The organism is Hymenobacter sp. YIM 151500-1 (assembly GCF_025979885.1).
Lineage (GTDB): Bacteria > Bacteroidota > Bacteroidia > Cytophagales > Hymenobacteraceae > Hymenobacter.
Genome location: NZ_CP110139.1, coordinates 3118759 through 3140164, shown reverse-complemented (window position 1 = coordinate 3140164; position 21406 = coordinate 3118759). Strand labels below are relative to the sequence as shown.

Annotated in this window: 19 protein-coding genes; 14 read left to right on the top strand and 5 right to left on the bottom strand. The window is 60.6% G+C overall.

Annotated elements, in window-relative coordinates:
* Positions 1 to 62: 62 nt before the first annotated feature.
* Positions 63 to 641 (bottom strand): LemA family protein, encoded by a 579-nt coding sequence (locus tag OIS53_RS13200; protein ID WP_264679041.1) that lies wholly within the window; start codon positions 639 to 641, stop codon positions 63 to 65.
* A gap of 161 nt (positions 642 to 802) precedes the next feature.
* Here OIS53_RS13200 and OIS53_RS13195 point away from each other — a divergent pair, with 161 nt between their 5' ends.
* The 14 genes from OIS53_RS13195 (at position 803) to OIS53_RS13130 (ending at position 18277) form a co-directional block, all read left to right on the top strand.
* Positions 803 to 1804, top strand: coding sequence for a sugar phosphate nucleotidyltransferase (locus OIS53_RS13195; RefSeq protein WP_264679040.1), 1002 nt, complete (start codon positions 803 to 805; stop codon positions 1802 to 1804).
* Positions 1805 to 1842: 38 nt separating this feature from the next.
* Positions 1843 to 2484: a DUF4272 domain-containing protein gene (locus tag OIS53_RS13190; protein WP_264679039.1), complete on the top strand. Its 642-nt coding sequence runs from the start codon at positions 1843 to 1845 to the stop codon at positions 2482 to 2484.
* Positions 2485 to 2606: 122 nt separating this feature from the next.
* Entirely contained in the window at positions 2607 to 3956 is a 1350-nt protein-coding gene (locus OIS53_RS13185) for a hypothetical protein (protein ID WP_264679038.1), read from the top strand.
* A gap of 199 nt (positions 3957 to 4155) precedes the next feature.
* Positions 4156 to 4548 (top strand): hypothetical protein, encoded by a 393-nt coding sequence (locus OIS53_RS13180; protein WP_264679037.1) that lies wholly within the window; start codon positions 4156 to 4158, stop codon positions 4546 to 4548.
* 105 nt (positions 4549 to 4653) lie between these two features.
* The gene (locus OIS53_RS13175; protein ID WP_264679036.1) at positions 4654 to 6102 is read left to right on the top strand and encodes a hypothetical protein; all 1449 of its coding nucleotides are present in this window, start codon (positions 4654 to 4656) and stop codon (positions 6100 to 6102) included.
* 302 nt (positions 6103 to 6404) lie between these two features.
* Positions 6405 to 6686 carry a hypothetical protein gene (locus tag OIS53_RS13170; RefSeq protein WP_264679035.1) on the top strand — a complete coding sequence of 94 codons (282 nt, stop codon included), beginning with the start codon at positions 6405 to 6407 and terminating at the stop codon, positions 6684 to 6686.
* 39 nt (positions 6687 to 6725) lie between these two features.
* Positions 6726 to 10193: a hypothetical protein gene (locus OIS53_RS13165; protein ID WP_264679034.1), complete on the top strand. Its 3468-nt coding sequence runs from the start codon at positions 6726 to 6728 to the stop codon at positions 10191 to 10193.
* A 217-nt stretch (positions 10194 to 10410) separates the two neighbouring features.
* Entirely contained in the window at positions 10411 to 10836 is a 426-nt protein-coding gene (locus tag OIS53_RS13160; RefSeq protein ID WP_264679033.1) for an endonuclease domain-containing protein, read from the top strand.
* 78 nt (positions 10837 to 10914) lie between these two features.
* Positions 10915 to 12375, top strand: coding sequence for a flagellar biosynthesis protein FlhF (locus OIS53_RS13155; protein WP_264679032.1), 1461 nt, complete (start codon positions 10915 to 10917; stop codon positions 12373 to 12375).
* A gap of 100 nt (positions 12376 to 12475) precedes the next feature.
* Positions 12476 to 13939, top strand: coding sequence for a hypothetical protein (locus OIS53_RS13150; RefSeq protein ID WP_264679031.1), 1464 nt, complete (start codon positions 12476 to 12478; stop codon positions 13937 to 13939).
* Between the two features lie 174 nt (positions 13940 to 14113).
* The gene (locus tag OIS53_RS13145; RefSeq protein ID WP_264679030.1) at positions 14114 to 14782 is read left to right on the top strand and encodes a hypothetical protein; all 669 of its coding nucleotides are present in this window, start codon (positions 14114 to 14116) and stop codon (positions 14780 to 14782) included.
* Between the two features lie 221 nt (positions 14783 to 15003).
* Positions 15004 to 17211, top strand: coding sequence for a prolyl oligopeptidase family serine peptidase (locus OIS53_RS13140; RefSeq protein ID WP_264679029.1), 2208 nt, complete (start codon positions 15004 to 15006; stop codon positions 17209 to 17211).
* Between the two features lie 200 nt (positions 17212 to 17411).
* Entirely contained in the window at positions 17412 to 17642 is a 231-nt protein-coding gene (locus OIS53_RS13135; protein WP_264679028.1) for a hypothetical protein, read from the top strand.
* 128 nt (positions 17643 to 17770) lie between these two features.
* Positions 17771 to 18277 (top strand): GNAT family N-acetyltransferase, encoded by a 507-nt coding sequence (locus OIS53_RS13130; protein WP_264679027.1) that lies wholly within the window; start codon positions 17771 to 17773, stop codon positions 18275 to 18277.
* Positions 18278 to 18352: 75 nt separating this feature from the next.
* Here the strand turns inward: OIS53_RS13130 and OIS53_RS13125 are convergent, their stop codons facing one another.
* The 4 genes from OIS53_RS13125 to OIS53_RS13110 all read right to left on the bottom strand — a co-directional run bounded on the left by OIS53_RS13125 (position 18353) and on the right by OIS53_RS13110 (position 21236).
* Positions 18353 to 18655, bottom strand: coding sequence for a DUF4286 family protein (locus OIS53_RS13125; protein WP_264679026.1), 303 nt, complete (start codon positions 18653 to 18655; stop codon positions 18353 to 18355).
* Between the two features lie 208 nt (positions 18656 to 18863).
* Positions 18864 to 19316 carry a DUF6526 family protein gene (locus OIS53_RS13120; protein WP_264679025.1) on the bottom strand — a complete coding sequence of 151 codons (453 nt, stop codon included), beginning with the start codon at positions 19314 to 19316 and terminating at the stop codon, positions 18864 to 18866.
* A gap of 191 nt (positions 19317 to 19507) precedes the next feature.
* Complete coding sequence (locus OIS53_RS13115) at positions 19508 to 19882, bottom strand: hypothetical protein (RefSeq protein WP_264679024.1); 375 nt, start codon at positions 19880 to 19882, stop codon at positions 19508 to 19510.
* A 94-nt stretch (positions 19883 to 19976) separates the two neighbouring features.
* Positions 19977 to 21236, bottom strand: a complete 1260-nt coding sequence (locus tag OIS53_RS13110) for an MFS transporter (protein WP_264679023.1) — start codon at positions 21234 to 21236, stop codon at positions 19977 to 19979.
* Positions 21237 to 21406 lie beyond the last annotated feature (170 nt).

The following is a 21406-nucleotide window of genomic DNA, read 5'->3' as shown; positions in this document are numbered from 1 at the left end:
TTGCTCACCGACCACTGCGGCGGAACGACCCTAAGTCCCTAAGCCCCTAAGTCCCTATCACACTAGAATTGCACCGTCGGGGCTTTCTGGGAGGCGGGGTCGGCCTCGAAGTAGGGCTTCTCGGCAAAGCCGAACGTGCCGGCAAACAGGTTGTTCGGGAACGACTTGATGTAGGTATTGTAGTCGGTCGTGACCTGGTTGAACCGGTTGCGCTCCACGTTGATGCGGTTTTCGGTGCCCTCAATCTGGGCTTGCAGCTCCTGGAAGTTGGCGTTGGCCTTCAGCTCAGGATAGTTTTCCGACACGGCCAGCAGGCGGCCCAGGCCGGCGCTCAGCTGGCTCTGGGCTTCCTGGAACCGTTTGATATTTTCGGGGGTGAGCTGCTCGGGGTTGACTTGCACGCTGGTGGCCTTGGCGCGGGCCTCTACCACGTTGGTAAGCGTGGTTTGCTCGAAGTTGGCGGCGCCTTTTACCGTGTTTACCAGGTTCGGAATCAGGTCGGCGCGGCGCTGGTAGGCGCTCTGCACGTTGGCCCACTGGGCTTTCACGGCCTGGTCTTTCTGCACCATGGAGTTGTAGCCGCACGACGACTGGGACAGCAATAGCACCAAACCGGCGAAGTAAAGCAGGAAACGTTTCATAGAGTAAATCAGAAAAAAAGGAAGGGAGAAAAAGAAGAAAAGGGAGAAAGCCTGCGCCGGAGCGCGGTGCAAAGTACGTATTCCAGTCTCTACAGTTATGAGGGCCGCGCCGCAGCCTCGGATTCTGTATTTTGCGCTTCGTCCCAGCGCCTCTCTATTGCATGAAAGCAGTTATTCCCGTGGCCGGCATCGGCTCCCGCCTGCGCCCACACACGCACACCCAGCCCAAATCCCTGGTTCCGGTGGCCGGCAACACCATCCTGGGCCACATCATCGACCGTCTCGTGGGGGCCGGCGTGGAGGAGTTTGTCTTCATCATCGGCTACCTGGGCGAGAAGATTGAGAGCTACGTGCGCCGGCACTACCCGCAGCTGCGCAGCACGTTTGTGGTGCAGGAGCCCCGCGAAGGCATTGCCCACGCCCTCTGGCTGGCCCGCGACCAGTTCCGCTACGAGCAGGACGGCATCCTGATTCTGCTCGGCGACACCATCGTAGACATCGACTTGGGCGAGATGATGCGCACCCCCGGCAACGTACTGGCCGTGAAGGAGGTGAAAACGCCTTCGCTGTTTGGGCTGGTCGAAACTGGGCCGGGCGGGCGCGTTACGAAGGTGGTAGAGAAGCCCCGCATTCCGAAGTCGAACTATGCCCTGGTGGGGTTGTATAAGATTGACAACCCCGACTGGCTGGCCTCGGCCCTGGAGCGCATCCTGGAGCGCGACCAGCGCACCCACGGCGAGTTTCAGCTCACCGACGCCCTCATGCTCATGATCCAGGACGGCGCCCAGATGACCACGGCCGCCGTGGACAACTGGTTTGACTGCGGCCGCAAAGACTCCCTGCTCGAAGCCAACGCCCGCCTGCTCAACCGCCCCGAGTTCCTGAGCCGCCGCGACTACCCCGAGTTTCCGGACACCATCATCATTCCGCCCGTGAGCATCGGCAAGGACTGCCAGATTTCGGGCTCCATCATCGGCCCCAACGTGGCCATCGGCGACCGGACCATCATCAAAAGCACCATTCTCTGCGACTCCATCATCGGCTCCTACAGCGAGCTGAAGTCGGCCGTGATGCACGACTGTATTGTGGGCTCCGACACGTCGTTTAAGGGTATGCGGCACAGCCTTAACATCGGCGACAATACGGAAATCGACTACAGCTAGGCCGGCGCGTATCTGGCGCAATATTCTGACTCTACTGCATGAACGAGGAGTTTAAACTTCAAGTCAAGGCCGTGTCGGAGGGCAAGGTGCTGGCCCTGGGCGGCCGGGTGTGCGACTGGCTGCCTATCCTGGAAACGCCGGCCCTGCGGTCCATCGAGGAAGTAAAAGGCCGCATGAGCGTGCTGAATGCGCTGATCAACATTTCCTTTGAAGCACCCATCCCCATCATCCGCGACTGGCTGGCCCGGCACGAGCTGGAAGTGTTTTTGTCGGCCGAGGAAGAAGCCCTGCTGGCCAAGAGCAACGCCGAGCTGACCGACCGGGAGCTGGGCGGCCTGCGCTGGAACCTGGAAAGCCTGTGGGCCATGCTCTGGGCCACCGGCCTGGTGGCCGACCTGGACCCCACGGAGTGGTGCGGCGACAATATGGCTTCCCTGCTGCCCAACCTGGAGCAGGGGGAAGACAACACGAAACTGGAGAAACTGACGGCACTACGGCCCGCCGAGGAGCTGTATCGTATGCTGGACTACCATTACCGCCTGCACTGGTACTGCGTGGATGAGCGGCTGCACGGCCGCGCGGCGTTGGTAAACGAAGGCATCGTGTACGAGCGGCGCAAGGCGCTGGAGTGGATTTTCAACCGCGCCGCCGACTGGGACGACGTAGAAATGAGCACGTAGGCGGTAGCTTAAACCCAAGCGGCAAATTTCCGGGCCGTTGTTGCGTTGTGGGCACAACCCGCCGGGCTGCTCGGCAGTACGCGGGCTGGCGGCGCCCGGCCCCATCTTTTACTTTGACCCTAATGCCAAGAACTCCCCTTTTCCGCCTGCTGCCCGCCCTGGGCCTGACGCTGCTGCTGCCCGGCTGCTACTCCCGCTCCGACATGAAGCAGGAAGCCACGGCCGCCACCGAAACCCCAGCCGCCACCGCACCCGAAACAGCCCCCGGCCGTGCCCCGGCCGTGCCCGAGGCGGCTGGTACGGCCGCCCAGCCGTTGCAGGCCGTGAACGTGTTTCTGGAAGTGTCGGGCTCGATGGAGGGCTTCATGCCCCGCGCCGGCGCCAGTGGCGAGAATACCCGGTTTCAGCAGCACGTAGCGCAGTTTTTATCGGAGGTGAACCGCACGGGGGCGGCCCGGCAGAAGGCATTTTTCCGGGTGAAGGAGCGGCCTTATAACGACTCGTACCAGCAGCTTTCAGGCACGGTGCGCGGCGGCATTCAGCAGCCGGCGAAAAGCACCGAGCTGCCCGCCGTGCTCGACACGCTGATGACGCGCTACTACCAGCCCGGCACCGTGAACGTGCTGATTTCGGACTTCATCTACTCCCCGCGCAACGCCGGCGCCATTCCCTATATCAAAACCGACATTACGGACGCGCTGACCCGCAGCGGCGCCCACCCGGACTTGGCCGTGTCGGTGTACGGCTACACCTCGGATTTCCGGGGCACCTACTACCCGGCCCTGAAAGCAGCGGGCAAGAAAACCAACTGCTGCGACACCGATATTCCCTACTACTTCTGGGTGATTGGGCCCGCCGACGCCGTGCGCCGCTTCGACCAGGCCCTGCTGGAGCAGGAGCCGGCCCGGCAGGCCCACTTTGGCGTCACGTACCCGCAGCCGGCGTATTCGCTGCTGAGTAAGTTTCAAAACAAAGGCGCGTGGTATTACGGCGACGCCGGCGCCAGCAAGCGCACCGCCGACGCCTACCGCGTGGTGGCCGTAAGTGAAGCCTCAGCCCAACAGCCCGTGGAGTTTGTGGTAGGCCTGGACCTGAGCAACCTGCCCGGCCAGTACCGCGACCCGGCCTACCTCAAGCAAAACCTGAAGCTTCAAGGCACCGACACCGACGCTCAGCTCCTCGACGTGACGGCTGCCACCGACCAGACCCGCAGCAGCAGCGGCCCCGAAAGCAAGTACACTCACTTCGCCAAAATCCGCCTGACCCAGCAACCTAAAGCGGCCCGCCCGCTCACCTTGCGCCTCGACAACCAGCGCCCCGCCTGGGTAGCCCAGTGGACCACGAAAAACGACGCCACGCCCGCTCCCAAAACCTTTGCGCTTAGCTCGCTGCTGGATGGGTTGGAGGCTCGTGGAGAAGGGGAGAAGCCGCCGGTGTTTGAGTTGCCACTCACGGTGCAGCCCGGCGAGTAATGTAGCGCGAAGCAAAAGCTTCGTGCATCGTTGCACGACAGGTCATGATTCGTTGGCACGATAGTCGTTAAACCTCGACAACGATGCGCGAGGCAGAAGCTTCGCTATGCTGACCTACGGTTCGCGCTACGCCTCACAATTTCGTACACGCATCATCGTTCCACCACTCGCCAACGGAAAGTTGGTGTTACCGCTCTTCATGAAGGCCTTTTTCCGCTTCCTCTACGAAATCATCGGCAACCCTCAGCCCCCCGCCGACACGCCCGTGTACCGCGACGTGGTGTTTCCCAACATTGGCTTGCTCAACCTGGGCATTTCGCTGGCGCTGGTGCTGGTGTTCTACTACCTCATCAACCGCGCCCTGCGCGTGGCCACGTTCAACAAAGCCGGCCACTGGACCCTGTTTCTGGTGCTGAATGCGCTGATTGCTTTCGGCGTAGCGGTGTGGCAGGCCCACGCCCAGCAAGTCACCGACCACAGCTACATCTACTGGCTGGCTACCTGGAATGCCATCCTGGCCCTGGTCTGGTTTTTCGTTTTTTCCCTGCTGCTCAAGCGCGGCTCCATCAACGCGAGTACAACTCCGTTCTAATATTAGACATGAGAACGTGAGAGGTGAGAAGTGAGACTTTGGTTCAAGGTGCTGACGTCCGAACGTAGTCTCACTTCTCACTTCTCATAGTCTCACCTCTCCATCATGGCTAAACTCTTTCTTTTCGGCATTGGCGGCACGGGCTCCCGCGTGATTCGCTCCCTGACCATGCTGCTGGCCGCGGGCGTCGAGCTGCCCAATTGCGACCGGGTGGTGCCCATCATCATCGACCCCGACGCCCACAACGGCGACATGAACCGCACGGTGCAGCTGCTGCAAAGCTACCAGCAGATTTACCGCCGCCTCGGCCCGCGTGACGAAGGGTTCTTTAAAACCGACATCAGCACGCTGAGCGGCATTTCGCAGGACGTGAACGGCTCGGTTAAGGACACGTTCATCTTCGACTTCGGCGGCATCAACCAGAGCTTCCGGCAGTACCTGAGCTACGACGGGCTGTCGGTGGACTCGAAAGGGCTGGTGGATTTGCTCTTTACCCAGGACAATCTGGAAAGTCCGCTCACCATCGGCTTCCGCGGCTCGCCCAACGTGGGCAGTATTGTGTTGAATAAGCTGGTGGAAAGCCCGGAAATGCGGTTTTTCGCCGACAACTTTCAGGATGGCGACCGGGTGTTTTTCGTGTCGAGCATCTTTGGCGGCACGGGCGCGGCGGGCTTCCCACTCCTGCTCAAAAACCTCAAGGACACCAACACCCGCCTCAGCAACGCCCGCTACCTGCGCGACGCACCCACTGGGGCCGTAACGGTGATGCCCTATTTCGCCCTCCAGAGCGAAGACCAGGCGGTTATCGACTCCAACAACTTCCTGACGAAGACCAAGGCCGCGCTCAGCTACTACGAGCACAACCTCCAGGGCCTCGACGCCCTGTACTACCTCGCCGACACGCCCGACACGCCCTACGACAACCAGCCCGGCGGCACCCAGCAGAAAAACAAAGCCCATGTAATTGAGCTGCTGGCAGCCCTGAGCATCGTGGATTTCATGCGCTACTCGCCTTCCGAGTTGCGCACCGGTGGCCCGCACTTCCACGAGTACGGCCTGGGTCAGGACGCCCCAGAGCTACAGTTTGCCCACCTGCCCGACGAAACCCGCGAAATCGTGGCCAAGAACCTGACGCAGCTGCTCTACTTCACGCGCTACCACAAGCAGCACCTGGCCACCGACAAAGCGCCCTACCACGACAACCTGAAGCTGGACTACGCCCTGCGCAACGAGCCCATCTTCCGGGAGCTGAACACCTTCCTGCACGGCCAGGACGTGGGCGTAGACCAATGGCTGCAAGAGCTGGCCCAAAACCGCCGCGCCTTCCGCCCCTTCGACCTGCAAACCGACGATTTCAACGCCATGATTCAGGGCAAGCCCGTCGAGAAAAAGTGGAGTGACTTCTTCAACAAAGGCCTCAGCCACAACTACCTGCTCGACTCGCTCAACAAAACCGAAAAGTCCATCCAGGAACCCGACAGCTTCCGCAAGCTGCTGGCGCTGTTTTGGGACGTGACGGATACGGCGTTTGAGGAGAAGGTGAAGGTGGTGTGACCCCACCCCAACCCCTCCCCAAAAGGGAGAGGAAGCTATGGCAGCGTAGTCGATGCTGAGCTAATTGACTCCGACAGAACATGCTCGCAGCAGAATAATCTAAAATAATGAGTATGAAAATAAAAGGCTTGCTGCTGTTAGGGTTTATCCTGCTATTATTTTGGACAATGATTTCGGAAGGTATTGATAAATACAATCATATGCATCAAGTAAGAGCGAAAATCCAGACGCTGAAATACGCTAGTGTGAAGCAAATAATTATATCACCTACAGCTAATTCTAAGCAGTTTATTTGAGATACTATGATTATTAAAGACTTAATAACTATAAGACAAATGATTGACGACTATAAAGCATTACGTCCCAACGTGGGAGGTAGAGGGAGAATGGATGTAAGAAGCAGTGTAAATATTAATTTTCAATTGGTTGATGGAAGTGAAATAATTTCTTTGGTTTCGCACAATGAATTTGGTAATCTAGTTTTTATTCCTACAAACGAGATGCAAGAGTGGACTAGCAATGATTTATTTATGGACAATGATCAGCAGGATATAGGATTGATTTTACAACGCTATAAAAAATGACCCTAGGCTAGCTTTTTTCAATAAGCGCTTTCACAGTACATGCCCAAAGTCCTTCGTCTCCACAACAACGGTTCCCAGCAAGTGCAAGGCTGGCAGAAAACCGCGCCCGTCACGAGCACCGAAATCAACACCGTCACGGACCCGGCGGGCGGCAAGTCGCGCAACTTGGCCGTGAGCATCCCGACGCCCTTTGCGCGGATGCACCTGTTTGAAACGGCTTTCGACTTCCTGGCCCGTGAAGGGCAGCGCAACCCCGGCTCGGTGTACCACGAGCTGGTGACCCATTTCTGGGACCTGCTGGAGCTGCTTTACAACTACCACCTCTACACCCAGGCCGGCCGCCGCCTCACGCTGCGCCGCTGGAACGCCGAAGCCGAAATTCGGCGGATGCGGCAGAGCGAGGGCACGCGCCTGCTGGGCGAAACCTTGCAGCTGTATTTACAGGACGAGCGGTTCCGCGACTTCACCGATATGTACCTGGTGTTCTATGAGTCGCCAGAGGTGGCAGGCGGGCCGCGGCTGCTGGGCGGCACCTCGCCCCTGACGCTGCTCTTTACCGGACCGGAAGTGCAGCCCCTGGACCTGGAGCGTCCCCAGGCCCGCGGCCACTACTTCGACAAGCAAACTGTGCTGCTCGAAGACCGGGACCCGCAGTTTCGGGAGTTTGTGTACGAGCTGTTTCTGGCGTATCCGCAGCTGCAGCGCCGCGACTTTGCCGGCAGCGTGTACGCCCTGCTCGACCGCGCCAAAATCAACCAGCTCCAGATGCAGGGCGACCGGACGGCCCAGCAGTTTGCGGCCCGCTACCCGGCCCTGCCCGACGTGCAGGGCAACCTGGCCAGCGTGAAAAACGTGCCCCTGCCCGGCCGCGCCGACCAGTCGGCCGTCACCAGCTCCGACCTGTTTATCCAGCCCACCCGTGAGGCCGTGGGCGGCCGGCCCCGCCCGCTGGTGCTGCGCCCCAACCTGACCATGCCGGGCGCTAACTATCTTAATGGCCAGCCCTGGGACGACCGTACGCCCGTGCCCTACCACGACGAGCTGACCCTGGAAAACCGCGTGCTGCCCGGCAAAGGCTTCAAGTATCCCTACCTGACCGTCGGCGACTTCTTGGAAGACTCGCTGGTGGAGCTGCCCTACGAGCTGAACACCCAGCGCTTCCACACCGGCAAAGTCACGTTCCAGTACGGGGCCGATGGGCAGGGCCGAGCGCGGTTTCCGTACCTGCTGCCGCTGAAACAGGCGTTTTTCGAGTACTTCACCGAGCACGAGCTGGCCGAGCTGCTCACCTTTACCATTGACCTCAACCACGTGCGCGTGCAGCTGCGCGTGCCGGTGCAGGCCGGCCGCTTCATCACCTTCGAGCGGAGCTACTACATCAACCCCCAGAATCCCAAAGACGCGCAGGGACGCGAGATTCTGGAGAAAGGCCGCATTGTGCGGGCCAACGTGGGCGTGGGCGTGTTTCCGTTTTACAAAGTGCGCTACCAGCCCGAGTTCAACGACTTGTACAAGGTGATGCTGGTGGACGCCGACAACGCGCCCACCATGCTCAACCGCCGCTACGACCTCAACTTCTTCGTGGGCGGGGAGCGAATCACGGAGCAGGGCGCCGCGCGCCGCGCCACCCGCTACGAGCGCACCCAGAAAAGCATGGCCACGGCCGGCAGCACCTACTACGAAATCACCGGCACCCACTTCGACCTGGCCGAACTGACTTGCCCGCCGGCTACCATCGGGGCCGAGCCGGCGCGGGGGCTGCTGGTGCCGCGCTGGCGGGAGCTGGACCGCGGCACGCGCCGCTTCACCTTCGCCGTCGACTTCGGCACCACTAACACCCACGTGGCCTACGCCGATTCGCCCACGGCCCACCCGCGCCCGCTCACCATCGGTGAGGCCGACGTGCAAGTGGAGTGGCTGCACGCCCCGCTGGCCGACGCTGGCCTGTCGGCGGCCCAGCGCTACCGCACCGGCGCGGGGCAGATTTGGGCCTACATTGCCACCCTGCAAAACCGGGAGTTTGTGCCCTCGTTTGTGGGCGACGGCGGCTCGGTGTATGAGTTTCCGATTCGGACGGCCGTGTGCGAAACCACCTCGTTTGCCAACGAGCCGGCCAAGGTGCTCAGCAACATCAACATCGGCTTCAGCATCAACACCGAAAACACCTCGGAGCTGCCCCAGAACCGCTTCGTAACCAACCTGAAATGGTCGGCCGAGCTGGACCCGCAGGGCGTGGCGCGCATCGAGGCATTTTTCAAGGAAATCCTGCTGCTGCTGCGCCACAAGGCGGCCTTGCACGGCGGCATTCTGGAAGACACGCGGGTGGTGTGGTTTGCGCCGCTCAGCTTTGATGGGTTTTTGCGCAACCAGTTCCAGCAGGTCTGGGACGAGGCGTTCCGGCAGGTGTTTAAGGCCAAACGGCCCACCGTGTGCCTTACCGAATCGGTGGCGCCGTACTACTACCTCACGGCCACCAACCAGGTGGTGCCCAACCGCGACGAAAATGTGGTGAACATCGACATCGGCGGCGGCACCACGGACCTGCTCATCTTCGCCGACCAAAAGCCGGCCTACAGCACCTCATTCCGCTTCGCCGGCGACGACCTGTGGGGCGACGGGTACGCCCGCGTGCAGGGCGCGCCCAAGCAAAATGGCTTGCTCCGCCTCGGTGTGGGCCACGTGGAAAGCCTGCCCGACTCCGAGCAAAATGCCGAGTACAAAGGCTACCTGAACGCGGCCCTGAAAAACTCGGACTTCGGCTCGGCCGACGTAACCAGCCTGCTGTTCAAGTACGATGATGCGCTGCGCTTCTCCCAGGCCCTGGGTTTGGGCAAAGGCCGGCAGCTGCGGGTGCTGTTCTACCTGCACTATACCAGCATCATCTACCACACCGCCCAACTAGTGCAGCATTTGGGCCTGAAAACGCCGCGCTACCTGTGCTTCTCTGGCAAGGGCAGCCTCTACCTGCGCCTCATGGCCGGCGGCAGCTCGCTCACGTCAATCGAGAAGATTACCAAAGCCATTTTCCAGGCCGTAACCGGTACCGAGCCGCCCCACAACTTCCGCGTCATCCTGGCCGACAACCCCAAGGAAGCCACCACCAACGGCGGCGTGCTGTTCGAGGAAAAAACCAACACCGCCGACTACGACAACATCAAGCCCGTGAAATACAGCGGCACCGTGGAAGGCGCCGAGCTGAACCAGCAGCGCCTGAAGCTGGCCCAGGTAGATGCCGACCTGAAAAATCAGGTGCTGGAAAACGTACGCAAGTACCTGACCCTGGTGCTCGAAGGCGACGAGGTGGCGCCCTACTTGCGCGAAGTAGGCGTAGACGTGGACCGCCAGCGGGTGAAAGACAGCCTCCAGCGCGAAATTGAAGACAGCCTGAGCCTGGGCCTGCACCAGTTCCAGCGCCAACTCTCCGCCGATGAAACGCTGCCGGAAACGTTGTTCTTCCTGCCGCTGAAGCAATCCTTGTATAACCTGAGCCGGGAATTGCAGGCGTGAGGAAGGGAAACGCAGCTAAAGCTAAAACTAAAGCTAGTTCCCCTCCTTGGCAAGGAGGGGCTAGGGGTGGTTGACCACCGTTGTTACGGTATCTAGTTCTAGTTCCTAGCTCTAGCAGTCGTTCTATTAATGGTCAACCACCCCTAGCCCCTCCTTGCCAAGGAGGGGAACTAGCTTTAGTTTTCTAACTCTAGTTATAGACTAAAATACACCGCGTATGCCCGACCACCCGGAGAGAGTACACAATCTGCTGCATAAAAAACAGCTGCGCCGTGAGCTACGAAGCCACACTACTGCTGCCGAAGCTTCGTTGTGGACGTATTTGCAGCGCAGCCAATTGAGTGGCCGCAAGTTTCGGCGGCAGCATAACATCGGGCCGTACATCGCAGACTTTTACTGTCCAGCTGAAAAGTTAGTAATAGAACTCGATGGAGCCGGGCATTATAATGTGGTTGGTAATGCACGGGATATCGACCGTACGTGCTATTTAGAGGCTCAGGGCTTACGAGTATTGCGGTTCGAAAACAAAGATTTCTGGAGTCATCCGGAGAGTGTGCTGGCTGCTATTGAAGCTGCCTTTTCGCCAAATGAATCGCTGGGTCGTCCCACCGATTGTCAACCACCCCTAGCCCCTCCTTTCTAAGGAGGGGAACTAGCCATCTAGTTTGTAGCTCTAGCTCTGGCTCTGGCTGCGTTTTGAACCACCTGCTGCTAAACCCTTATGCCTCTTTCTCACCGCTTTGCTGTCCTGCTTCCGAGCCTGCTTCTCCTCGCCACCACCGCCCGCGCCCAAACGCCCCTGGGCCAGCCGACGCTGGAGGAGCAGAAGGTGCAAATCTGGTGCGCCACGGTGAAGTTCGTGTACGAGGACACGGGCCGGCCGAATCTGAAAAGCCGGCTGAGCTGCGGGGGCAGCCTGAAGGAGTTTGAGAGTAGCATCAAGCCCGACAGCCAGCGGGTGTACTCGGCGCTGTATCAGCCGCTGGAGGGGCGCGGGGTGATGTACAAGGGGCTGGGCTCCGACAACTCCCGTTTGCAAAAGCTGACCACGGAAATCATCAACCGCCTGAAAGCCTCCCCGGCCCGCCGCGCTAGTCCGGCCCGCATGCAGAACGTGGCCGTGCTCGAAACTGCCCTCAAAAACTACGTCGACAACGGTACGCCCATTGGCGAGCTGAACACGGCCGCCGCCGAAACAACTGCCGACCCGGCAACAGACGAGGAAGTAGCCCCGGTGGACGAAGCTACCGCCGCCGCGCCCAGCGACGCGGGCCCGGCCGAGGCCGGCGTGGCCAGTCCTGTGCCGCCGACCCGGAGTGCGGGGGAAAGCCTGATGAACAAGTTTTTCGGGCCGCTGGCCCTGATTTTGTCTTTGCTGAGCTTGGTGCTCTACGCCTTGCTGCGGCGCAGCATCGGGGCGTTTCAGCGGGAGCTAAGTGCCCGCATCGACAAGCGGCGCGACGAGATACTGGCCCTGCAAAACGCCCCGGTCGGCTCGGCCGTGGCTGGGGCAACGGCGGAGAAACTGTCAGCGGCCCAGCAGCGGGAGCTGGAACGGCTGGTGCAACAGCAGGTGCGGGAAGAGGTAGAGAAACTACGCGAGCAGCTGACCGCCGCGGCTTCCTTGGCCGTTTCCCGGCTGGAGCCTACACCGCCTGTTGTGCCGGCGGCTTCCGTTGCGCCCGTTACGGCGCCAGCCAGTTACACGCAGCCCGCTGCTTATACCCCAGCGCCGGCCGCTACTGCCGAACCCGTGGCTGCGCCGGCTGCTGAGCCTGCGCCGCCAGCCCCAGCTCCCGCCGATGAGTTTGATGCGCTGGTGCCGCCGGTGCAGCTCGCCGGTTACGAAGCTCCCGAACCTCAGCCCCGTACGCGCTATGTAAAAGTGCCCGTCAACGGCGCGTTCAGCGAGTACGACTTAGCCGACGAGCCCCAGCACGACAGCATCTACGAAATTCACCTGGACCCGCAGTGGCCGGAATTGGCTACGTTCAGCGTCACGCAAAATCCGGCTGTGCACGCCTACGCCATCCAGAGTGCCCAGTATTCTCTGCGGGAAGCCTGCCGCTACCAGCAGCCCACTGGCGCCGTGGCGCGCATCGTGACCGAGGAAGAAGGCGTGTTGCGCAAAGTGGGCAGCACCTGGCAGATCGAGCAGAAGGCGGGAATTCGGTTTGAATGATATAGCGCGAACTAGGTAGTTCGCGTATCGCCGTGCCAAGAGAAGAAATAATACCTTAACGACCCGGAGATACGCGAACTACCTAGTTCGCGCTACATCTATGCTTGAAATCATTCTTGAACTGGCTGTTGTGGCCGTGGTCGTTGGCTTGCAGGTGCGCACGTTTCTACAAACGCGGGCGGCGGCGCAGCGGCTGGCGCAGCTCTACCCGGCCCGTGAGGCGCTGCGCGTAGAGCACCGCCTCGTGCTGCCCGACGGCCGCGACCTGCCCGACTACGCCGCCGACGCCCCGCCCGAGGCCTTTGCCACCAACCTCATCAAGGCTCAGGGAGCTTCGCCGGAGTTTGAGCACATTCTGCGCGACACCAACGACTATTTGCGCCACAACAAAGGTGCCGCGGCCGACTTCAACATCCTGAAAGACATTTCGGAGCGCCAGAGCGAGGTGCTCGACAACGAGGTGCAGGCCAACGTAGCCACGCCGCTCTACCTGGGCCTGCTCGGCACGTTTCTGGGCGTGATTCTGGGTCTGGTGGGCATTGCCCGCAACGGCGTGTCCAGCGACGACGACGCGCTGACGCCTTTCCTCACCGGTGTGCTGATTGCCATGACGGGCTCTTTCGTGGGGTTGCTGCTCACGCTGCTCGGCAACGGCCTCGTGCGCCAGGCCCGCCACCACCTCGACCGGCTCCAGAACCAGTACTACACCTTCCTGCAAGCCCGCCTGCTGCCCGTGCTCCACGCCGACATGGCCAGCTCGCTCACCAACCTGAAGTCGGTGCTCGACGCCTTCAACCAGCAGTTTGTGGGGCAGATTGAGCTGTTCAACCCATTGCTGGACAAGGTAACGCAGAACATCCGGGTGCAGAGCGACTTCCTGGAACGCCTCGATACCATCGGCTACGACAAGATGGCGGCGGCCAACATTGCCGTATTTGAGAAGGTGCGCGAGTCGGCGGAGCTGTTTGCGGCGTTTACGGGCTATCAGCAGAAGCTCAACGACATGCTGGCCAACGGCTACCACTCGGCTGAAGCCGTAAACAGCATTCTGGACCGGCTGCGCGGCTTCGAGAAGGGCATCAACGACTTGGGCCAGTATATCGGCGGCAATAACAACTCGGTGCAGCTCATGCTCGACTTCTTCCAGAAGCACCAGGTGGAGCTACGCAACCTCAAGGACCGCGCCGAGCAGCACATCGACCAAGCTGGCGTGGGCCTGGCCGAAGTTATGAGCCAGCGCCTCGCCTACAACGAGCGGCAGGCCCAGCTAGCTTACGAGAAGTGGCAGCAGTACTTCGACAAGCTGAACGCCGACAACGTGTTTGAGCGGCTGCTGAAACAGCTGGAGCCCTTCCAAAACCTCACCAGCCAGCAAGACGCCCTCAGCCGCGACATCACGGCCACCCAGCGCGAGCTATTCCGCAAAATCGAGCTGGACTCACAAATTCAAGCCAAGCTGCTTTTGGAACTGTCGAACCTAAACACAGTGCTGGTGAAGGCCACGGCCAAGAACCGGTTTCAGCGGTTTATGGACAGGTTGTTTGGCGGCGTGAAGCCACTATGATGTAACGCGAAGTTGTACTTCGCGAGGCAATAGAACGTCGTTGTTGGGAGATTTATCCAAGTATCTTCGACGCAAGTCATCTACTCGGAAAGGTAGCAGGCGGGTGCCTTGCAGGTGCCAATCTAATTATCCCCAACGCGAGTTGCGAAGTGAAACTTCGCGTTACATTCAATTATGCAGAACGCAAATCGCCAAGCCAACGACTTCTTCTGGCCCAGCTACGTGGACCTGATGACGTCCTTGTTTGTGGTGATGCTGGTACTGTTCGTGTACAGCTTCAAGCTGTTTCGGGATAGGGAAGGGGAGCTGAAGCAGGCCAACGGCGAGCTGAAAGTGAAAGCCGCCGAGCTGGAGCAGATTACCAAGATTCGGCGCTCCTTGCAGCAGCTGGAGGGCAAATACTTCCGCTACGACCCCGCCAACGAGCGGCACGAGCTGCTGGTGCCGGTGCAGTTCAAGTCGGGCCGCGACGAAATCCAGGACGCCTACAAACCGGCCCTGCTGCAAGCCGGCCGCCGCCTGCGCACGGTGCTCAAAAACATCAAAACTGACCAGCCCGTGCGCTACCTCGTTATCGTGGAGGGCATGGCGGCGCGTTACCCGCCGGGCGACCCGCGCAACCAACGGGAGGAGCAGGCCACCTACCAGCTCAGCTACCGCCGCGCCCTCAACCTACTCAATCTCTGGAAGCAAAACGGCCTCAACTTCAGCCAGGACCGCGGCATTGAGCTGATTATCGGGGGCAGCGGCTTCTACGGCACTGGCCGCTACCAGGGCCGCCGCGAGGGCGACAACAAACGCTTCCTGATTCAGGTGATTCCGAAAGTGGGGCGGATGCAGTAGAAAACCGGGGCGTAGGGTTCTGAGCGGCTTGCGCAACGAGCAGGGCGCCACCAAAGCCGCATCCGGGCAGAATGATGTGGGTGGCTACGAAAGAGGCGTAGCCGCAGAGCGCCAGGCCGGCGCCCACGCCACAGCACATAACAAAGAATAATCTGTGCAATCCGGTTAATCTGCAACATCTGTGCTTTATCTTCGGCGCTTTCTCCCAACCCGTTCCATCTATGCGCAACCTCACCTTTCCTGTTCTGGCCCTCGCGGCGCTGGCCGCCTGCCGGTCGTCGCAGCCGGGCACGCCCACGGCCGCGGCTTCGGCTACGGCCGCCTCGGGCGGCGCCGCTACTACTCCCGCTTTTCGTTTCGCTGTGCAATACCCTGAAAGCAAGAAAGTCGACCACAAAGACGACTACTTCGGCACTGCCGTGGCCGACTCCTACCGCTGGCTCGAAGACCTCGACTCGCCCGACACCAAAGCCTGGGTAGAAGCCCAGAACAAGGTCGCGTTTGGCTACCTGGAGCAGATTCCGTTCCGGGACAAGATTCGGGAGCGGCTTACGCAGATGTGGAACTACGAGCGGTTTGGCATTCCGCAGCGGGAAGGCGACGCCCTCTACTTCAGCAAAAACGACGGCCTGCAAAACCAGGCGGTGCTCTACGTGCAGCGCAGCGACGGCTCGGAAGGCCAGCCCAACGTGCTGCTCGACCCCAACAAGTTTTCTGCCGATGGCACTACGGCGCTGGCCGGCACTTATTTCTCCAACGACCACCGCTACCTGGCCTACGCCACCTCGGGCGGCGGCTCCGACTGGCAGAAGCTGAAGGTCATGGACCTGCAAACCCGCCAGCCCCTGCCCGATGAGCTGCAATGGGTGAAGGTGTCGGGGGCGGCGTGGTACAAGAACGGCTTCTTCTACAGCCGCTACGACGCGCCCAAGGCCGGCGAAAACCAGCTGTCGGGCAAAAACGAGTTTCACAGGGTGTACTACCACCAGCTGGGTAAGCCCCAGAGCGCCGACAAGCTGGTGTACGAAGACAAAAAGATGCCCTTGGGCTTCCGCACCGTGGGCACTACCGAGGATGAGCGTTTCCTGGTGCTCTACCTCACCGATGGCAAGGCCGACGGCAACCGCCTCTCGGTGCGCGACCTGACCGACCCCAAGCAGGCTACCACGTTTACGCCCCTCATCAGCAGCTACGAGCACAACAACTCGGTGGTGGGCAACGTGGGCGGGCAACTGCTGGTGCTCACTAACTATAAGGCCCCGCGCTACCGCGTGGTGCTCATCGACCCCAAGAAGCCCCAGGAAGCCAACTGGAAGGAAGTGCTGCCCGAAACCGAGCAGAAGCTGGAAGGCGTGGACCACGTGGGCGGCTACCTGGTGGCCTCCTACCTGAAGGACGCCAGCTCCAACATCAAGGTGTACACCGAAAAGGGTGAGTTTAAGCACGACGTGGCCCTGCCGGCCATTGGCACGGCCAGCGGCTTCGGGGGCCGCCGCGACTCGAAGGACGTGTACTACGCCTTCACTTCGTTTACCTACCCCACTACCATCTACAAGTACAACCTGGCTACCAACACCAGCACCGTGTTCCGGGCGCCCAAAGTGGACGTAAATCCGCAGGACTACGTGACGACGCAGGTGTTTTACAAGAGCAAGGACGGCACCAAGGTGCCCATGTTCATCACCCACAAGAAAGGCTTGCAGCTGACCGGGCAGAACCCGACTTACCTCTACGCCTACGGCGGGTTCAACATCTCCCTGACGCCCAGCTTCTCCGTGGCGCGCATGTTGTGGCTGGAAAACGGTGGCATCCTGGCCATTCCGAACCTGCGGGGCGGGGGCGAGTACGGCGAGGCCTGGCACCAGGCCGGCATGACGCCCAACAAGCAGAACGTGTTCGACGACTTTATTGCCGCCGCCGAGTACCTGAAAGTGCAGGGCTACACCAGCACCGAAAAGCTGGCCATTGCGGGCGGCTCCAACGGTGGCTTGCTGGTGGGCGCCACCATGACCCAGCGCCCCGACCTGTGCGCCGTGGCCCTGCCGGCCGTGGGCGTGATGGACATGCTGCGCTACCAGAAGTTTACCATCGGCTGGAACTGGGCCCCCGAGTACGGCACCTCCGACAACCAGGCGCAGTTCGAGAACCTCTACAAATTCTCGCCCCTGCACAACCTGAAGTCCGGCACCAGCTACCCGGCCACGCTCATCACCACCGCCGACCACGACGACCGGGTGGTGCCCGCGCACTCGTTTAAGTTTGCGGCCGCCCTGCAAGCCGCCAACACCGGCCCGCACCCCCAGCTCATCCGCATCGACGTGAATGCGGGCCACGGCGCCGGCAAAAGCACTAAGCTCCAGATTCAGGAGTGGGCCGACGTGTGGTCGTTTGCCTTCCAGAACATGGGCGTAAATCCGTATAAGAAGTAGACTTTTGGTTGGTTTTAGTTTTGGGGTGCTGGTTTTTTGGCGGTAGTGTTACCAGAAGCTACTTCCTGCTTGCCGAAGGCAGCAGCCGACGAAATCAGCAATCAAAAACTAAAAACCAGCAGCTAAAAGCCAACCCCGGTTCTGGTTTGTATCTTCGCGGCCGCATAGCACGTAACTGCTTCTGAATTTTTGCTTTCTATATGAAAAAAACGCTCCTCTTCGGGCTGCTGGCCGGCTCCCTGCTGCTGTCGACTACCTCTTGTAACTCCGAATATCAAGCCGACGAAGACGCTGCCGTACAGCCCCTGCCTCCCATTCCGCCAGCTCCCGACACGACGGGTGGCAAAGTAGCCCCTCCCAACTCGGCCACGCGCGAAATCAACGCCGTGAATGCCACCGAAGACATCAAGAAAATGCAGCCGGTGATGTAAGTCGGCCGGTAGTGTGAGCTACTCGAAACAGATGAGCACTGGCCTTGGGCCGGTGCTCATTTTCGTTTTCGCCTTGCTTCGGCAGCTACAGTTTTCAATTTTTACCTCTCAATTTTTCATTACCACGAATGGCAACCATCCGCCGTGGCCGCGAGGCCGATCTGCCCCAGGTGCTGGCCCTCATCCAAGAGCTGGCTGAGTATGAGCGGGCCCCGCAGGAAGTCACCAACACGCTCCAGGACATGCAGCGCGACGGTTTCGGAGCCGAGCCCATTTTCAGGTTCTTCGTGGCAGAGCAGCCCGAAGATGGCCGCATCATTGGCCTGGCCCTGTACTACACGGCCTACTCCACCTGGAAAGGCCGCATGCTCTACCTCGAAGACCTAGTGGTGACGGAAGCCGCCCGCGGCACCGGCCTGGGCCGGCTGCTGTTCGACACGGTAGTGGCCGAAGCTCGCCGCACCGGCGCGAACCGCCTGAAGTGGCAGGTGCTGGACTGGAACGAGCCCGCCATTGGCTTCTACCGAAAACTCGGCGCCAACCTCGACCCCGAATGGCTGAACGGCAACCTCACCGCTGAGCAGCTGCACGCCTACTGCTGCGCCCCAGCCGCCGAAGCCGCTGCAAGCCAGTGAACTGCTCGTGCAGAGAAACGCCTGTCATTCCGAGCGGAGCGAGGAATGACAGGCGTTTTCGATTGCAAAAGAAGTTTAATCTACCACTTCCAGCATAGTGCGGAAGGAGGCGTACCGGCCGCCAAAGTGCTTGTCCATATCGTTGCGCAGGGCGGGGGCGGCTACGCGCTGGTATTCTTCCAGCTGGTCCATACTCACGGCGTAGTATTGCGCGGCGTAGGTAATACCATCGTCCTGCTCATTGAGCATGCGGCAGAGCTGGCTTTTCAGGAAGAAGCCCGTGGCCATTACCTCGGGCATGTGCGTGTCGCGCATGTATTCCAGCCACTGTTCCGCAATTTCCGGGTCGAGGCTGGTAGTGACGTTGTATAGAATCATAGATGTTAGGGACTTAGGGTCTTGGGGCTTAGAATCTTGGGACTGGCTGAGAAAAAGGCCGAAGTACGATAACGCAAAAGTCAGGTAAAAAATCCACGCTCCCGCAGGGTTGTGCAAGGCGCGGTTGGTACTAAGCCTCTCAACCCAAAGCTTTGACAACACTTGAAAACCGGAGTACCTAAGCCCCCAAGCCTCCAAGCCTCCTTCATCATACCCGCATATGGTCGAAGTGGAAATGTTGGATGCGGGCCTGAATAGCTTTGGGGCTCAGCTTTTCGCGAATGGCTGCTTGCACGAGCGTGGGCAGCTCCGCGTCGCCGGCCAGGCGCAGGGAAATGATTTGCTGTAGGGTTAGCTGGTCTTCCAGCGGGCGGAGGCTCTGGCCGGTGACTTCAAAGTAACGCTGGCGCATTTCCAGCCGGATAAGCCGGTCTTGCAGCGTGAGGGCGTAGTGCTGGCGCAGTATAACGAGCACGCCCAGCGTGGCCAGGGCCAGGCCCATCACGGTAAACCACAGGCGCGACGTTTCGGAATCGTCGCCGGCCACGCCCAGGTAGCGGCGGATGCCGTAGCCGGCCAGCACCAGCAGGGCAGGCAGCAGCACAAAATGGTGCCACGGGTAGAATTGAATGGTGTTTTTGGTGGGTTGCGCTTCAGCCATACAGCGGGCAAGTGAAAAATGAATGATGGAAGGATACGAAAAACTCCGGCCCACAGACCGGAGTTTTCACTTGCTTGAGTTTCTAACGGAAGGATGGAACACCTCCTAACAGCTAAACGAAGCCGTGTTTGCAGCAAATTGCTACAGGCCGGCTGGTCTTTGCCAGTTCAGGGCGCAGCAACGCAGAAGCGTCAATTGGTAGCCTTTGCGGCTTTGGCAGCGGCGCGGGCCTTTTGCTTTTCGGCGCGGGCGGCCAGTTTAGCGGCTTTTTCCTGGCGGCGGGCTGCTTTGGCGGCCTCCTGTTCGCTTTTCAAAGCCGCTTTCTGGGCTTTCAGTTGGCGCTTCTGCTCCTTGATTTGCGCCTTGGTTTGGTTGGCAGCATTACGGGAGTCGGTGGCTTGCTGCTTCTGCGCTTCCAGAGCGGCCTTGGCTTCGGCGGCCCGTTGCTGCTGGGCTTGTAAGCGGGCCTGCGCCGTGTCGGCGGCGGTGGGGGTAGCTTGGGCTAGTGCGGCCGGCGCGTAACAGGCGGTGGCCGCAACGACCAGAAAGGCAAACATCTTTTTCATAGTAGTAGGGCACAGGGTCCATAGCTAGTACGAGGCCCAACCGGTATAGTTGGACAGCCCACCAGGCAAGACCCGCCCACACGGCCAGCACCAGCTACTGCTCCACGTAGTCGAGGTCTTTGCCGAAGCTTTCCGGCAGCGTGCTTACGGCCCAGAAGGCAATGAGCAAGGACAGAATGCCGAGAATGGTGGCGCTGGCAATCTGCCCCAGGGGCTGCCCGCCCACCGGCCAGTGCAGCAACAGCTGAAACAGGGGCGTGAGCAGCACCACCGAGCCGCGGGCGAAATTGGGGGCCGTGGTAGCCACCGTGGCGCGCAGGTTGGTACCGAACTGCTCGGCCGCTACCGTCACGAACAAGGCCCAGAAGCCCACCGAAACACCCAGCACGAAGCACACGCCGTAAAACACCGTGGGCGAAGCGCCCCGGATGCCGTACAGGTACACGCCCACCAGCAGGGCGCAAAAGCCCAGAAACAGCTGCAAGGCCCGGTTGCGGCTGCGCAGCACCTGGCTGAGCGTGCCGCTGGCAAAGTCGCCGAACACCAGCCCGAAGTAGCACCAAAACACGGCCAGCCCCGCCGTTACGGGCCCGGTTATGCCCAGCTCCCGGCCAAACTCGGGGGCTAGTGTAATCAGAATGCCCACCACAAACCACAGCGGCACCCCAATGAGCAGGCACTTGGCGTAGCGCACCAGCCGGGCGCCGTTGGTAAACAAGGCCAGGAAGTTGCCGCGCTCCACCGCCGACTGCTTGGTTTGCTCAAACAAGCCCGACTCGTACACGCCCACGCGCAAGGCTAGCAGCGCCAAACCCAGCCCGCCACCCACGAAGTAAGCGTTGCGCCACTCCAGCGCCTCATTCACCCAGTAGGCCAGCATGGCCCCGCTCACGCCCACCGTGGCTACAATCATGGTGCCGTAGCCGCGCTTTTCCTTGGGCAGCGTTTCGGATACCAGCGTGATGCCCGCGCCCAGCTCCCCGGCCAGCCCGATGCCCGCCACCAGCCGCAGCCAGGCATACTGCTCCAGGGTCTGCACCCAGCCATTGAGCAGGTTGGCCACCGAGTAGAGCAGAATCGACCCGAACAGCACCGACAGCCGCCCGCGCTTGTCGCCTAATATGCCCCACAGCACGCCGCCTAGCAGCATGCCGCCCATTTGCATGTTGATGAGGTACAGGCCCTGGTCGCGCACGGCGGTGGCTTCCGTAATGCCGAGTTCATTCAGGCTCTCGACCCGCACAATGCTGAACAGGATCAGGTCGTAGATATCCACGAAGTAGCCCAGGGCGGCTACTACCACAATGGCGCTGAGCAGGCCCGTGGTGCGGGGTGGGGAAGAAGCTGTCTGCATACAGTAGGGGCGCGTCGTACGCGCCCGGTCGTTGGTCGGGGTCTAAAATAGGTAACGCAAGCCGAAGCCGGGCAGAAGCCGGGGTTATTTTGCCAGGCGCCAAGACGACGCCATCAAGACGTTGTCAAAGCTGTGCAGCTGCTTAGTGCAAGACCAGCCTGTTCGGCCGG

What these genes read in the sequence shown, in the direction of transcription:
- OIS53_RS13130 (WP_264679027.1), top strand. Translation starts at nt 17,771, where the DNA reads ATGGCAACCATCCGCCGTGGCCGCGAGGCCGATCTGCCCCAGGTGCTG.
- OIS53_RS13190 (WP_264679039.1), top strand. Translation starts at nt 1,843, where the DNA reads ATGAACGAGGAGTTTAAACTTCAAGTCAAGGCCGTGTCGGAGGGCAAG.
- OIS53_RS13170 (WP_264679035.1), top strand. Translation starts at nt 6,405, where the DNA reads ATGATTATTAAAGACTTAATAACTATAAGACAAATGATTGACGACTAT.
- OIS53_RS13180 (WP_264679037.1), top strand. Translation starts at nt 4,156, where the DNA reads ATGAAGGCCTTTTTCCGCTTCCTCTACGAAATCATCGGCAACCCTCAG.
- OIS53_RS13120 (WP_264679025.1), bottom strand. Translation starts at nt 19,316, where the DNA reads ATGGCTGAAGCGCAACCCACCAAAAACACCATTCAATTCTACCCGTGG.
- OIS53_RS13110 (WP_264679023.1), bottom strand. Translation starts at nt 21,236, where the DNA reads ATGCAGACAGCTTCTTCCCCACCCCGCACCACGGGCCTGCTCAGCGCC.
- OIS53_RS13140 (WP_264679029.1), top strand. Translation starts at nt 15,004, where the DNA reads ATGCGCAACCTCACCTTTCCTGTTCTGGCCCTCGCGGCGCTGGCCGCC.
- OIS53_RS13145 (WP_264679030.1), top strand. Translation starts at nt 14,114, where the DNA reads ATGCAGAACGCAAATCGCCAAGCCAACGACTTCTTCTGGCCCAGCTAC.
- OIS53_RS13200 (WP_264679041.1), bottom strand. Translation starts at nt 641, where the DNA reads ATGAAACGTTTCCTGCTTTACTTCGCCGGTTTGGTGCTATTGCTGTCC.
- OIS53_RS13195 (WP_264679040.1), top strand. Translation starts at nt 803, where the DNA reads ATGAAAGCAGTTATTCCCGTGGCCGGCATCGGCTCCCGCCTGCGCCCA.
- OIS53_RS13125 (WP_264679026.1), bottom strand. Translation starts at nt 18,655, where the DNA reads ATGATTCTATACAACGTCACTACCAGCCTCGACCCGGAAATTGCGGAA.
- OIS53_RS13175 (WP_264679036.1), top strand. Translation starts at nt 4,654, where the DNA reads ATGGCTAAACTCTTTCTTTTCGGCATTGGCGGCACGGGCTCCCGCGTG.
- OIS53_RS13150 (WP_264679031.1), top strand. Translation starts at nt 12,476, where the DNA reads ATGCTTGAAATCATTCTTGAACTGGCTGTTGTGGCCGTGGTCGTTGGC.
- OIS53_RS13155 (WP_264679032.1), top strand. Translation starts at nt 10,915, where the DNA reads ATGCCTCTTTCTCACCGCTTTGCTGTCCTGCTTCCGAGCCTGCTTCTC.
- OIS53_RS13135 (WP_264679028.1), top strand. Translation starts at nt 17,412, where the DNA reads ATGAAAAAAACGCTCCTCTTCGGGCTGCTGGCCGGCTCCCTGCTGCTG.
- OIS53_RS13165 (WP_264679034.1), top strand. Translation starts at nt 6,726, where the DNA reads ATGCCCAAAGTCCTTCGTCTCCACAACAACGGTTCCCAGCAAGTGCAA.
- OIS53_RS13185 (WP_264679038.1), top strand. Translation starts at nt 2,607, where the DNA reads ATGCCAAGAACTCCCCTTTTCCGCCTGCTGCCCGCCCTGGGCCTGACG.
- OIS53_RS13115 (WP_264679024.1), bottom strand. Translation starts at nt 19,882, where the DNA reads ATGAAAAAGATGTTTGCCTTTCTGGTCGTTGCGGCCACCGCCTGTTAC.
- OIS53_RS13160 (WP_264679033.1), top strand. Translation starts at nt 10,411, where the DNA reads ATGCCCGACCACCCGGAGAGAGTACACAATCTGCTGCATAAAAAACAG.